16 protein-coding genes are annotated in these 13180 nt (G+C 37.0%); 4 read left to right on the forward strand and 12 right to left on the reverse strand.

What is annotated here, in order from left to right; translation table 11 throughout:
* Nucleotides 1–615: 615 nt before the first annotated feature.
* Entirely contained in the window at nt 616–1395 is a 780-nt protein-coding gene (locus tag ORQ98_RS02900) for a substrate-binding periplasmic protein (RefSeq protein ID WP_274687277.1), read from the forward strand.
* Between the two features lie 62 nt (nt 1396–1457).
* On the opposite strand, the gene ORQ98_RS02905 is transcribed toward ORQ98_RS02900, so the two are convergent.
* From ORQ98_RS02905 to ORQ98_RS02915, 3 genes are all read right to left on the reverse strand, one after another.
* Nucleotides 1458–1811, reverse strand: a complete 354-nt coding sequence (locus ORQ98_RS02905; RefSeq protein WP_274687278.1) for a hypothetical protein — start codon at nt 1809–1811, stop codon at nt 1458–1460.
* Between the two features lie 23 nt (nt 1812–1834).
* Nucleotides 1835–2083 (reverse strand): hypothetical protein, encoded by a 249-nt coding sequence (locus tag ORQ98_RS02910; RefSeq protein WP_274687279.1) that lies wholly within the window; start codon nt 2081–2083, stop codon nt 1835–1837.
* 797 nt (nt 2084–2880) lie between these two features.
* Entirely contained in the window at nt 2881–3267 is a 387-nt protein-coding gene (locus ORQ98_RS02915; RefSeq protein ID WP_274687280.1) for a winged helix-turn-helix transcriptional regulator, read from the reverse strand.
* A 133-nt stretch (nt 3268–3400) separates the two neighbouring features.
* On the opposite strand from ORQ98_RS02915, the gene ORQ98_RS02920 reads away from it, so the two are divergent.
* The 3 genes from ORQ98_RS02920 to ORQ98_RS02930 all read left to right on the forward strand — a co-directional run bounded on the left by ORQ98_RS02920 (nt 3401) and on the right by ORQ98_RS02930 (nt 5506).
* Complete coding sequence (locus tag ORQ98_RS02920) at nt 3401–4321, forward strand: alpha/beta fold hydrolase (protein ID WP_274687281.1); 921 nt, start codon at nt 3401–3403, stop codon at nt 4319–4321.
* Between the two features lie 492 nt (nt 4322–4813).
* On the forward strand, nt 4814–5131 hold the full coding sequence (locus tag ORQ98_RS02925; protein ID WP_274687282.1) for a hypothetical protein: 318 nt from the start codon (nt 4814–4816) through the stop codon (nt 5129–5131).
* An 18-nt stretch (nt 5132–5149) separates the two neighbouring features.
* Nucleotides 5150–5506 (forward strand): hypothetical protein, encoded by a 357-nt coding sequence (locus ORQ98_RS02930; protein WP_274687283.1) that lies wholly within the window; start codon nt 5150–5152, stop codon nt 5504–5506.
* 188 nt (nt 5507–5694) lie between these two features.
* Here ORQ98_RS02930 and ORQ98_RS02935 read toward each other — a convergent pair whose 3' ends face one another.
* From ORQ98_RS02935 to ORQ98_RS02975, 9 genes are all read right to left on the reverse strand, one after another.
* On the reverse strand, nt 5695–6822 hold the full coding sequence (locus ORQ98_RS02935; RefSeq protein ID WP_274687284.1) for a hypothetical protein: 1128 nt from the start codon (nt 6820–6822) through the stop codon (nt 5695–5697).
* A 3-nt stretch (nt 6823–6825) separates the two neighbouring features.
* Nucleotides 6826–7674 (reverse strand): DUF4435 domain-containing protein, encoded by an 849-nt coding sequence (locus ORQ98_RS02940; protein ID WP_274687285.1) that lies wholly within the window; start codon nt 7672–7674, stop codon nt 6826–6828.
* 1 nt (nt 7675) lies between these two features.
* A complete protein-coding gene (locus ORQ98_RS02945) occupies nt 7676–9016 on the reverse strand; it encodes an AAA family ATPase (RefSeq protein WP_274687286.1) in 1341 nt (446 codons plus the stop codon).
* 96 nt (nt 9017–9112) lie between these two features.
* Nucleotides 9113–9505, reverse strand: a complete 393-nt coding sequence (locus tag ORQ98_RS02950; protein WP_274687287.1) for an XkdQ/YqbQ family protein — start codon at nt 9503–9505, stop codon at nt 9113–9115.
* Nucleotides 9506–9858: 353 nt separating this feature from the next.
* The gene (locus ORQ98_RS02955) at nt 9859–10689 is read right to left on the reverse strand and encodes a Sec-independent protein translocase family protein (protein ID WP_274687288.1); all 831 of its coding nucleotides are present in this window, start codon (nt 10687–10689) and stop codon (nt 9859–9861) included.
* Nucleotides 10690–10726: 37 nt separating this feature from the next.
* Nucleotides 10727–11254, reverse strand: coding sequence for a hypothetical protein (locus tag ORQ98_RS02960; RefSeq protein WP_274687289.1), 528 nt, complete (start codon nt 11252–11254; stop codon nt 10727–10729).
* 100 nt (nt 11255–11354) lie between these two features.
* Nucleotides 11355–11690, reverse strand: a complete 336-nt coding sequence (locus ORQ98_RS02965) for a hypothetical protein (RefSeq protein WP_274687290.1) — start codon at nt 11688–11690, stop codon at nt 11355–11357.
* Nucleotides 11691–12043: 353 nt separating this feature from the next.
* Nucleotides 12044–12796 carry a DUF6119 family protein gene (locus ORQ98_RS02970; RefSeq protein ID WP_274687291.1) on the reverse strand — a complete coding sequence of 251 codons (753 nt, stop codon included), beginning with the start codon at nt 12794–12796 and terminating at the stop codon, nt 12044–12046.
* Between the two features lie 75 nt (nt 12797–12871).
* A partial coding sequence (locus ORQ98_RS02975) for a transposase (RefSeq protein WP_274687292.1) occupies nt 12872–13180 on the reverse strand: 309 nt, incomplete at its 5' end.

Here is a 13180-nt window from a genome sequence, read left to right on the forward strand (position 1 = left end):
GTAGTGCTCTATACCAGTAGAAAAAAAGGAACTGTTTCTGTTAAGCTGACTAATATTTAAAAACCAGCTGCTCCTCACAGTGATAATCACATAAAAAACACCCCATGAAAATGGGGTACTTTATTAACCGAAACTAATTAAACTCAACCAAGAGTAGGATTGAGAAACTTGACCTACAGAAGAAGTTGGGCCTGGCATATCAATCTCCTATTTATTAATTATTAACCTACTTATTAAGGTAAATAATAAAACAAATGTCGCGATATTATTGGCAATGTTATTTTTACTTACCTTTTGCTTATCAATTTAACCATTAGACTGTCGCCAGTATCGTAGAACATTCTATAAATATGCGATTAGCTTAATTAACAACAAGTAATAACACGAGTAGATGACAACCTAAACTCATATAGAATAATATTCATTTCCAACTCGCTATCTTTATATTTTTAGGGAATAAAAAATTGCTAAAGTAGTTAAAAATAAAATAAATAAGTTACTATGAGACAACTTAACAAGGAGAAATGAAGACTTCTTCTTTTAGCAATTGCTACATATTCGAACTACTCACTATAGAAGCATAGATAGTTGCTAAACTCATTACTAAGTGATTTTTTGATTGTAACTGCAATGAAACTCTTTACCGCTCTTCTTTTACTTATCAGCTTCTTCTCATATGCAGAAGAAGATAAATTACTAAAGATAACTACAGGTGAGTACCCTCCTTGGTCATCGGCTGACTTTAAGCATGGAGGATTTGTTCACCATGTTATTTCTGAAGCCTTTAAGCACGAAGGCTTCAAGGTTGAGTATACTTATTACCCTTGGGCAAGGAATTATAAACAAGGCCAAAAGGGCGATTTTCATGCTACTGCGTTTTGGTATCACTCAGAGGAGCGCGAAAAACTATTTTATTACAGTAACCCGTTATATGCGGAAGATGTTGTTTTCTTTCACTTAAAAACAACTAAGTTTAAAGAGTGGGACACCCTTGAAAATCTTGGACAATACAGAATTGGCATTACTCGAGGTTATACTTATACTCCAGAAATCTGGGAAGCACAAAAAAAAGGTAACTTGAATATTGTTGTTAGTAACTCAGATAAGATAAATTTTAAGATGTTGCTCAGAAAAAGAACTGATTTGTTCATCATGGCAACTGTTGCTGGCTATAGCCTTCTACAAAAAGAGTTATCGATGACCCACATGCAAACATTGACTTATAATCCTAAACCACTATTTAGTAGTGAAGGACATTTATTATTCCCCAAGGTACGACCAGATGCTCAAGATTTACTTAAGGTTTTCAATAAGGGGTTAAAAGCTTTGAAAAACAATGGTTTTTATGAAAAGTATTATGACTTGTTATTGGAAGGTTACTATGAGCTACCATAAATTAAACCTAATTCATCTATACCATTCACTTTGGCTATAGAAACAAGCTATTAGCAATGTCATCAACAACCTTCTGCAACCAAAGAGTAACTGTTGCCAGTGGATGCCCTCAAATAAGAGTAGGCTTTGCCACACATGGATATCGGCAAATGCCTGTAAATACTGGGAACCATATGTGCAAGACTTACTGGGTACTCACCGTAATTCATATAATACTTTTCTAGCATGCTTTTTAACTCCCCTTTACTCACACGAATATTAGTCACCACATCACTATTGGTAGTTAATTTTACCTGGTCATCTGGCTTAGGGTCATTATTTAAAATAGATTTGGTAATAAAAATACCAAATACTATACCTGCCAGGTAAATAGGTGCCTTAATTATAAGGGGTAGCTCTTTTGTGCTTGTACTCATATACTCAAGCTCACTTTTTCATCTTACTCACCAAAATTAGAATTATTTTTTTCATAAAAATCCGCAATTAAGCCAACAGTAATACCAACTAAGCCTCCACCTATTACCATTAAAAAAAATCGTCCGATTAGCCCTAATCCACTTAAACCTACGCCAGAACAGAAGAAACTTCCCAGCAATCCAAGCCCAGCACCGAGAGCAGCATCAAGTAACGTTCTATTACTCATCACTTCAAGTATTTGACTGATCAAATTTTTTACATCTTTTGACATTTATTCAACTCCCCAGCTTTAGGTATTGTTCTATCAGGTATAGCTACAACTCACACTTGTGTCGATGGTTAATTTAATGCTTATTTTCCATTGATATAGCTTCACCATAACCAGAACCCTCATGTTGTTAGCCAGACTGATTAAAGTCTCCTGTTTTTGGAACGTTAATTGCGTCATCTTTCTTCATTTATATAAGTTGAGTATTAATATGCTTTTCCGAGAAATAGAAAAAACTGAAGCTAAAGCAAGGATAGACGACAATAAGTTTGCTTTCTTTATTACCATCATCTGCTCCATTTTTGCTGTTATAGCTCTATCTTCCGGTGTTACACTTGGGAGATCAGCAGAGTTTTTCACTTTTACTTTGATTACGCTTGGTACAATACATTTTTTCATACTGATTAACATCATATTTATGTCAAGGGTTCACCTGACTTTTCGAACTCTCTCAATTGCAATGATAGTGTTTTATATATTGACACTCAGAACGCTTATTTAAATTTTGCGGTTTTGCCAACTATGAGTTTGGTAAACTGTTTCAGCATTGAGCCAGGGAATACACTTGCAAGACCGGGGTTATCATAGAAGCAGTAAGCAGGATTACAAATAATTGACTCTTTTGATTGATTCCTATTTTTAAATCCTATCGTGTAATTGATTTCACATTGTTAATTTCCAGCCCATCAAACACACTTGCCGTATGCCTGGAGATCATTATGCATATTGCCCATATTTGCGGCTGGTTTAGAGCAAAAAGCTGTGCCATTAAGATTTTAACGATTAAAAGTTATACATTGCTATCTTTCACTTTCTTCATCGTATTGTTGTCGTGCTTTGCGGATATCGGCATGATGATCACCTGCCCAAGATACTAACTTCCATACGGAAGCAGATAGGCCTTTTCCCAGCTCTGTTAGCTCATACTCCACTTTCACCGGAACCTGGGGATAAACTGTACGGAGTACAAAACCATCGCGCTCTAAATCGCGGAGTGTTTGTGTCAGCATACGTTGTGAGATCCCTTCAATACGTGACTTTAGAGAGTTGAAGCGATCTGGGCCGTCAACCAACGCAAACAGAATCAGAATGGACCATTTATCACCGATTTGAGCCACCACATTACGGATGGGACATTCCTCATTATTCAGAAAAACGCGTCTTTCATTGTCTTTTTGTAAACCCATCGTGTACTCCCCATAGGTTATCAAAAGGTAACTTAGCTACAGAATCCTGCCTTATTGTAACCTAACACTCCATATGACAACATAGTATATATTAGTAACTAGCACTACAATCAATTACTGTATAGGCAACCATATGACACAATCTCTTTTGAAAAAAGCACTAACTCAGTATGCCTCTGATAAACCCGAAACCACTGAAGACCCGTTTGCTCCACAATTTATATCAGTAGGGAAATATAAAATTCGCTACACCCACAAAGAAAAGCCGCTCGCACCTACCCTGCTACTGTTGAACGGCCTACCTCAGAGCATTCGCATGTGGGAATCCTCCATTGAAGCCTTTAGCGATAACTTTGACGTACTAGCCTTCGATATCCCAGGGTTTGGTTTATCGCGAGCAAACGAAGCAGATATGTCACCAAGCAACCTGAGTGAAGTGATTATTCAGGTAATGGACCACTTCAATATCGAACAAGCCCACTTGGTAGGACCAGACGTTGGAGTACCCATTGCCCTGACAGCCGTGATTAATCATCCCCAACGATTCCTGAGTTTAAATATCTTTGATGGACCAGGCAGCTATCCACCAAAACTGTCGCCTATTTTGATGGCAGTGATCAAATCACGTTTTGTTCGGTGGTTAGCGAAAGGCCTGAATAGAAAGCCTGTGATGAAAACTAACTTTTTAACCGCAGTCAACGAAGGGTATCATCACTACAAACCGACTAAACGCGCGGTAAAAGAATATTATGACATTGCCTACGATGACCAGGCCCACAAGTGTGCGATTAGTTTCTTTGGCACCTATTCAAAAGAACTGCCGTGGATTGAGCAGAGACTGAAAGAAATTAAAGTTCCCACCTTGATTACATGGGGCAAACAAGATCCGTTTGTATTAGTTGAAAACGCAGAGTTTTTAGCCAAATACATTCCTAATAACAAGTTAGTTATATTTGAAAATGCATCGCACTTTCCTTCGGAAGATGCAGGGCAAGACTACGTGGACCTGCTAATTGATTGGATTGAAGGTAGCTGTATGCATAAAACCGAGTGAAAACTGGTCGCCTTTGTTACGAGAACAGGTACGCAGTGTCTCGTGCCTTGCTTTGTTATGCGCTGTACTCATTCAGTAAACGTTCGGTTGCTCAACAGGGTAAGAAGCCTTTACAGTTTTGGCAAAGCTAATAATTCATGGAGCTAAACACTAATGATAGATGAACCTTTTTTTCTCTTTAAGCCTGGAAAAGTTAATGAGGAGCAATTAAATGATTTTATTAGAAAATTATTATTGTGGGCTAACAATCAAAATATTATTATCATTTCAAGTGTTATAGATACTACATATCAATGATTTGTTGACAGTTACACTAATGAAGAAGTTTAGGCAGTCCTTATTTTATCTTTATTAAGTTGTCATATATAAACTCTTCATACTATTTCATTTCCAATTGTTCTTCGTTAGTTAGTTGAGCATCTTCAGGGTCTTTCATTCCAATAGGTTAATAAAAATAAAACTTAAAAGTAGGTCTATGCTACCATTACCAGAATGAAAGCAATCAAATTGATTTTAATTGTTATCACACTTATTGGTTTGATGATATGCTTGCAACCTAAATTGATCGTCAATACATGGTTTTTACTGACAGAGCCAGTCAATGTGATACCTAAAGAATCATCAATTTTAGATTTCAACCCCACAGTATTTAATCCAGGCTCAGGAGATTGGTGGGTATATGGAGAAGACTCCGAAAGGTATTATTACTTCACCTATGAGCAAAATAAGCCTTATATTTACACCTTAAAGTCTAGAAAGTGTAATGGCTTGATACCTACTGACTATACAACATGGTGTGTATTAGAATAAGAGTTTTATTGTGAAAAAATGAAGAAAGTTATAACAGTGCTATCTTTGCTTTTTGTATTGATAGTCAGCGGAGCTATCTTTACTAAGTGGGCTGAGAAGGGGTTAGCAGAACCTTATCATGAAGAAGTAAGTCCAAATGGTAAGTTTAAAGCTGTAATTTATGATGTAGCAGAATATACAGCATTTGCAAAATTATATGACAATGAAACAGGAGAATTTATTGCAGAAAGTCCAATTATAGAAGCTCCCGAAGCGACTGGCATTCATTGGGAGCCTAATGGATATATTGTACGTTATGGCATGACTATGATGTTTGATATCGGAGAATATGACACTAAATATAGTAGTTTTAGTGAGTTACGTACATACAAATAGCTGCTACTACCTCTGCAAGGTGCTAAGGCTAAACGGCTCTTGCCGCCCATCCAAGCAAAGATGGGTTTAGGCATGGAGTCTCCTTCTACAAGGGAAAAACTACTTGCAAGGAAAACTGCAAGTAGAGGTAGATCAATGAATTAGAAAATTAATAAGATAAAAGTTTATTTTTTTCTACAGTAAATTTCCTATTTGCACTCTTCTGGAATAGTTTTACACTTCAACAATCTTTGCTGTTGAGCAAGCACATCCGCTTCAGCTTTTAAGGCCGCCGCTTTTTCGGCATCAGTTTCGGCCAATACTTCACTTATTGAATTTATAGTTGTCCCCAAATCTTTTGCTCCATTTGTTGTTCCGTATTTTAGTGTCTTAATTTTTCCAGATGGATGTAGATTCAGATTTAGAGTGTTGCTTCCAAATATAGGAGGTTTAGGCACTGGAATACTATATTCTGTACCCCACTGAGGAACTGAAATTTTGGCATAATATTCAGTCGATTCTCGGTTAACGGAAGAGGTTAAAATTACTTTTACTGGAATTACTAAAGGTTCAACTAGGATGATAGCCCTATCGCCTTTATTTGGCGCATTAACTGGCTTTGCGGGCGTTGGTACTGAAACATCTATCACATACGATAATGTACCAACGGCCGGAACAATTTTATCATAAAATGACTGAGGATATCCGGTTATCCTGAAGGGCGAGCTTTTAAACTTTCTTTCCTCTAAAAACTGGATATTAGACTTAAGAGTAATCGATAAAGGAAGTTGCTTACCATTATTTTGACCAGCTACTTGATTGATTTTCTCACAGGCACTCTGTACTTGATCAGCTGGTTGAATGTTTCCTAATACACCAAATGCATCCAAGAAAGAGATGGTTGTAGTCACAATATCGCTCACAGCGCTGGTAGAAGTACTGTTGAAAGATTCTAGTCTACCATCTTTTGAAAAGCTTATTTCTGCCGATCCAGTTGAGTAAAATGTATCAAGATCAGAAAAGTTTATACTTTTTGTCTGATTTAAATTTGCGAAGTACTTTTCTTCAAATCCAACAGTTGTCTCTACTACAGGATTAGATGTATCAATGCAGCTAACTGTTTGATTTACGGTAATATCAGCACTACTTTTAGGTAGGTAATATTGTACTTTTGCGTCGGGCATACTCGCGCAACCAATCAAATACAAAACTGACCCAAAGAATGCAAGTTTCATATTAGTGCAATTCACAATGAAGTATCCTTCTTCTATATTAAAGCTAACGCCTGCAACATCGGCAGAATAGAGCGTAGCGTAGTGTTGTCCGAGTGCTTGCAATTTTTAACACAAGACATAATCACCCACTTGAGATAAAGGCTCAATATCACATCGTTTTGCAATACGTTGTTTAAAGTTTATATCTGGAATTTGTGTCTTCACTGTAGACTTAGCTCTCATTTTTAGTAGAGGAAACAAATAGTCCTTCCCAGATACGATAGATAATTTTTCTTGTGGATCCCCTCCAAATTGAGAAAGCATTTCGTTTTTAATAAATAAGTATTGCTCTTCACCAACTTTGGAAACTGAATTTAATCGGAGAGCATTTATTCTCTCTGAGATTTTGACTCCTGACAAATCCCCTGTGTTTGCCTCTACAAAGTCTTTCACTGGATATGATACAGTCTGAACAGTGGGATCAATTTTAAACGAAATTGAGTACTCGATAAATATCTGAAATAACAGATCACAATTATTAACGACCCATCCATCATAATCAAACTGATCAGCTATCTTTTCACGCGTGATCACAGGCTCCTCTTCATCAAGAACATCAAGAATTGCTTCATGATCGCACAGTAGATTTTCGATACAATATAGTGGCAATCTAAACAGTCCTGGCTTGTTTTCCACTTCATCACCAGCCAAAATAAATAAGTCGCCATCAACGATATAAATTGATGGTCTCTCAGTGCTGCAATGACACTCATGTCGTTTGATGACGGACTTCCTATCACCAATTGGGAAAACCTCTTCTACTCTATAAACCCCTTCAAACACTCTAGTGAAAATAATTGAATATAATTTTGCATATCCCGTTGCGGTATCTTCTATATAAATATCGATGTCGTTAACATCTTCAAAGAAAACACTTTTGGCCGACTTCGCAACGTCACTTCTTTCTGGAATCATATTATCTACACTTCACTGCTTTATTCTTAAGAGACCCAACAATCTCGGGTGAATGTGTTGCCAATATGTACTGAGAATTAGGATTTATAGAAAAAATCGTTTCAGAAAACTTTTCCTGCCATCCAAGATGGAGAGAAAGCTCTGGCTCATCAATAATAAATACGTTCTTTTTTTTGGAGCGTCGATTAAAGAATGAGTGTGCGAATATGACCAACAATTGCCTTTCGCCTGATGATAGACCTTCTATAGTACACTTGCTTTTATCAGGCCTAGCGACAACTAGTTGCCCTACCATGTCAACCTCCAAGCTCTTGTTCGAATCTTTATAAAATGAATTAACAACGGATAAAAAATCATTTATAGGCTTAAAAAAGTTATCAACTTTTGACTTGTGCTCATCGATAATTTCGACAATCTTTGACATACGTTCTACTTGTGCTTTGTTTAAAAGCCACTCAACTGAAACACCTTCTTTTGTCTTTTGAACAGATTCAAAAAGGTCGGTTAGCTTTTGAAAGAAAGTATCGACTTCCTTGCTTACAGTGGAATCATTCAAACCAATATTTGACAGAGCCTCTCGAATTTCCTTTTTTCGCTCCAGTACTCCTGTTCGTTCCTTCCAATCTACTTTTTCTAGGCTAAAATCCACTGAATTAAAGCTGGTATACTGAAATGCAGATAACAAAATACTATCTCTTAGTTTTGATGAATATTTATCTTCAAGCTCCCTCATTCTTTTATATGAGTGTTGAACCAACATTTCAGTTTCCATTAGGCTAATACCAATCGATCCTTTAATTAGCCTCCTTGCCCGTAGAGACCTCTTATTCTTTTCTCTTAACCATAAGTCACGCTCGAAATAATAATCATCACTAACTGACAACGCATCATCTCTACGGCGATCTAACCCTAAAAAAATTGGTGAATCCACTTTAGAAATTTCTTTAACTATTGGATGATCTGCAAACTTCCTATTTATTTTTTCTGATATCTCATCAATTTTATCTAAGCTATGAGAATAGTAGTCCATCTCTTCATTGGAGAACGAAGGCAATATCAGTACATCATCAATAGTGCTGACTCTTACAGATATTCCATCTTCATTTGAGGATGCTAAGATTTGAATGATTCTATCTTTTTCCGATAGATCGAGAGATACACTTTCAAACGGAATTTGAAGCAAATCCTTAAAGTTCGGATTAACTAAAGCATTCATAAGCTTTAGGGCAGTGGTTTTACCAGAACCATTTCCGCCAACCAAAAAGCTAATATCTGTATTGAAAGCTATATTAAAGTCCAAGTACCCAAACACTTTCTTCGCAACTAATTTTTTGACAATCACTAAATTTATTCATCCTTAAGTGAGGGGTATAGTTATACCTAGATTAATATTTAACCATTCTCTGCAAATGGCTGGTTTTTAGCTTTCTGTTATACTTCACTTAATAAAATCAACACTCATCTTATAAACTGAAGCACTCACAGAATGTTTTGCCTGTTTCACCACCCACCAACAATCTACGCCTGTCCTTACACCTTGAATAATTATAGGCTGTTCAGCTATTAATTCAGCATTACCCACTACCGTTATGCTTAAACTGGCTTCTATATCATTTAACCCACTTAGCTTGGCTTTAGCACTAGCTTTGGTCGCTTCGCTGGTTTGATATACCATTTTAATAGTATAGATCGGTTCACCATTTCTAACCTTTACATGCTCTGTTTTACCACCTTCAGAGCTGTGATACTTAGCCACAACACTTTTATAATATTGTCGGTCAGGGGCTTTTAAATCCCATTTATTAATTTTAAACATTGTTATTGGTGACAATAGATGAGCTCTTCCCTGTTGTATAAGCAAACTGCTGTATCGGCTCGATTACCAGTCATTCAAAGACGGCTTCCAATTCTTGAGATACTCGCTAGACCAATCGCCATATGCCCTTTTTATAACAACGTGACCATTAGCTGAAATTTTGTCTCATTCTGTTTTCTTTCCATTGAAAATTTCCTTCTAACTAACGTTTCAAGCAGAGGCGTCAGCTTTGCTAGTCTCCTGCTCGTTTGATTTGTTAGACTCAGTTTTTGGCTATGTCGACTGAGCTAATTTAGAATTTGTATTCCAAATCATATAAGCATTTGCTGATGCTGAGACGACTCCAATTGTAGTGGTATAGCGGCAATTCAATGAGCCTCTGAAGAAGTCTCCTCTTCTTCAGCTTCTATTGGTTGCAACTGAGGTAGCTTTTGCGAACAATCGATTTTGGTTTTTTCTGCCCAAACCTTGAGATTTTCAAGACTATTGCGTATAGGCTCTGTTCCCGCATAGATGGAATTCCACTCTCTTTTAATGTGTTCCACTCTCTTAGATTCGAGCGGAGCATTACCAAAATCGTTTGGACTCGCCACACTTGAGAATCGTCGACCCTCAAATGTATACCACACCCAATAATGTAGAACCGTTTCGCCATCTCTACCAAATAACGGGTTGTAGTAAACTCGACTGAATCGGGATTCGTTCCAACTCAACAGTGCATCATGCATATTCAACCAATGGATCTCGGCTGATCGAACGGTATCGCATACTGCAATATGAAGTTCATTACCACCTAATGCACTCTGTCGTTCTTGCAACATAACAACCTCCATCCCTGCACAAATCATGTATCCACTTAAACCACGTACACCAAGTGCCTCCATGTTCGTGAGCGAAGTGGTAAGTTGGAAGGTGATCTCATCCAACAGATCCTTTCGTGAACCTGGAGATTGATTGTATTGCCGAATAGCCCGTTGGGCTATTCGCATAGAATTTACTGCTTCCTTGTATTCAGCCTTATCGAGAGCATCCTGAATTGACTGCTTTATGTCATCAGCAAACTCTCGTAACGCCTCCGCTAGTATTGTGGCAAGATCTGGTTGACGACGACCACCGCCTAATACATTGTCAAGTATATTTGATCCAACTCCACTTAAAATGCCTTTGCCAATTTCTTCTAAAATAATTTGCCATACCATTTTCGTGCTCCCCAGGTTTGCCAGCTCTGTGTTTTGTTTAATACTTAAAGATCGGGGCAAATTTAATCTCTCCTTCTTGAGGAATAACTTGGTATAGTCCAGATTGGCTGCAACCGGAGACTGGGGTATCCGATACAGATCCCTCAACCGCAGTTTCAATTCCTCCTGCCGCAGCAAGAACACTCAGTAACGCTGTATTATCTGATTCATCCTTTATCCCACCTAATCTCCAACCATCCTCAATCTTTATGTCGACACCCGCTTTCCCGAATCCGGATTTTGGCGTAATCAAATAAGGCTTGGAATAATCCGGCAGAGTTTTCGGTTCACCAATCCCACATACTGTCTTAACCTTTATGCATTGGCCTTTCTCATTTTTTGCTATGCATAATTCCTTTTCTCCAATCTCAACCACAACCATTGGGTGGTATACGATGTAACCTTTTAGAACGTTTTTCAATTTATGAGCGTTGCCCGCAACCTTTGTCGGCAATGTCTCGATGTCCAACCCTGCACATCCTGAAACAGAAAATGCGATAAAAATCAACGATACCATTCTAAACATGAGAAAATTCTCCATTACTTGCTTATAAAGCTAACGCTCACATAAACGGCGCGAGCATGCGAGCGTCCAGCAACTGAAGGTAACGAATTTGATGTGCTTGTTATACACTTGCACCGCTACCACCAAAGAAAAACGACGCTGCTGTTGCAAACATTCCGGCAGCGAGAAAAAGAAAGCCTGAGATTAGCAATATGAAACCCAGTTTGCTTTCAATAGCCAATAGATGTTTTGTCACGCCCTCAACCATTGGTTTCGTTTGTTGCTCGTTGTTCAAAATGCGGCGAACTTGAGTAAGTGATTCTTCGTGGGCTACAAGACTGAACACCACCCACTTAAGAATATCCTTAACTCGCCACGCCAGAAGGATTGATCCGGTAGCAGTGCTCAGTGCCCCGATTATTTTGAGCCAGGTAGCAATGTCATCTGGGAATATCACTCAACCTCCTTTTGCCTATAACACTCAAACTAATTGATCAAATCCATATTTTTATACCAAGATTAATTTTTAACTATTCTTCACAAATAGCTGGTTTTTTAATAGTTTGAATTGTTTTTAGCTTTCTGTTATACGTCAGAGTGACGTAAAATATCGCGTCATGCTGACGTATAATTCCTTTATACTTCACCTAATTAAACTAACACTTGTTTTATAACCTGACGTACGTTGGCAAACTATTAGTATAGGCTAGCTCTATACTACTTACTTAAAATTCACTTAGCTAAAATCTGGTTACTGCTCGCCAAGGCAGAAATAATTTTAAAAATTAAAGTTGCTTCTATAATCAAACATTACTTAGTAGTAGTTGATTTATCAGTTAAATAGTTTATATATACAATGGGAGTATAATCAGCAGATAATGACAGTTGCCTCCATTCCGCTAGCTTATTATGTAGTATTATGGAGTTGATTTCAGATAGATGTTTTATCACTGTTTTTCTTTCCAAAATAAACCACAACACAATAACTTTAATTTTCTTTTCTTCTCCATCAATTTCAATTTTAGACTCCTTCTGCTGAAGTATTTTTATTGTCGTTATAGCTTGATCGATAACGTAATTTAATTTTTGTGCAGTCCCTTTCTTAACAAAAAACAAACCACCATCTTTATAGAGATCCATTTTTTCTACACGATATTTTTTATTAATACCTGTTAGTTGAGTATCACAGTTTATATAACCATTCTTCTCCTCTCGATCCTTGTTAAATTTTTCTTCGGGAATGCTTCTAGGTATATTAAACTCTTCATCATAGTTTATTTCAATTTTATCTACTTCATTTTTTAAGTAATCTACATATGATTGATTGAATTGATGCCAAATACCCTCAATTAAACAATGTTTATTCTCGTCATCTATAAAGTCTAAATAGTACTTCAATGGTTTAGTATAACGTGGACTATCTTCTTTATTTGCAACAATCTTTAGATCATCTAAATCTTTTGGTGATTTTATTTCATCACTTGTGAAAAATGAAAATATTTCGGCAGTTGAAAACTGAACCAGTCTATATTTTTTGCTGCTTTTTCCTTTTATATATATCATAATTATAATCATCTATAAAAATAAAATTTACTCCTGATATTGTAAACTCATTTATATTCCTAATTATCATCATGCCTAAGCTATATTTAGTAGCTTACCTGGTAGCGGAGGTGTTCTCAGCGCTACAAATGCTAGCCTAGGAATAAATTCTACTAAGCTAAACCTTCGATTAAATCGATACTGAAATTCAGCAAGATAACGCTGTGCATATTTAGCGCGAATAGCATGATAAGTACTACGTAAAGCACTTTTTAAGTTTCCAAGAATGGTGTTAACCCAATAAAATTCAGGTTCCTCTACTGATGAGCGACCACCACCGCATACAATTTTATCATGAAGGCAACCTGCTTCTATGACACCATTAAAACAGGCCAGTCCATCGGA

Origin of the sequence: Spartinivicinus poritis, assembly GCF_028858535.1 — a bacterium.
Classification (GTDB): domain Bacteria; phylum Pseudomonadota; class Gammaproteobacteria; order Pseudomonadales; family Zooshikellaceae; genus Spartinivicinus; species Spartinivicinus poritis.

What these genes read in the sequence shown, in the direction of transcription:
- ORQ98_RS02905 (WP_274687278.1), bottom strand. Translation starts at nt 1,811, where the DNA reads ATGAGTACAAGCACAAAAGAGCTACCCCTTATAATTAAGGCACCTATT.
- ORQ98_RS02910 (WP_274687279.1), bottom strand. Translation starts at nt 2,083, where the DNA reads ATGTCAAAAGATGTAAAAAATTTGATCAGTCAAATACTTGAAGTGATG.
- ORQ98_RS02915 (WP_274687280.1), bottom strand. Translation starts at nt 3,267, where the DNA reads ATGGGTTTACAAAAAGACAATGAAAGACGCGTTTTTCTGAATAATGAG.
- ORQ98_RS02920 (WP_274687281.1), top strand. Translation starts at nt 3,401, where the DNA reads ATGACACAATCTCTTTTGAAAAAAGCACTAACTCAGTATGCCTCTGAT.
- ORQ98_RS02925 (WP_274687282.1), top strand. Translation starts at nt 4,814, where the DNA reads ATGAAAGCAATCAAATTGATTTTAATTGTTATCACACTTATTGGTTTG.
- ORQ98_RS02930 (WP_274687283.1), top strand. Translation starts at nt 5,150, where the DNA reads ATGAAGAAAGTTATAACAGTGCTATCTTTGCTTTTTGTATTGATAGTC.
- ORQ98_RS02940 (WP_274687285.1), bottom strand. Translation starts at nt 7,674, where the DNA reads ATGATTCCAGAAAGAAGTGACGTTGCGAAGTCGGCCAAAAGTGTTTTC.
- ORQ98_RS02955 (WP_274687288.1), bottom strand. Translation starts at nt 10,689, where the DNA reads ATGGTATGGCAAATTATTTTAGAAGAAATTGGCAAAGGCATTTTAAGT.
- ORQ98_RS02960 (WP_274687289.1), bottom strand. Translation starts at nt 11,254, where the DNA reads ATGTTTAGAATGGTATCGTTGATTTTTATCGCATTTTCTGTTTCAGGA.
- ORQ98_RS02970 (WP_274687291.1), bottom strand. Translation starts at nt 12,796, where the DNA reads ATGATATATATAAAAGGAAAAAGCAGCAAAAAATATAGACTGGTTCAG.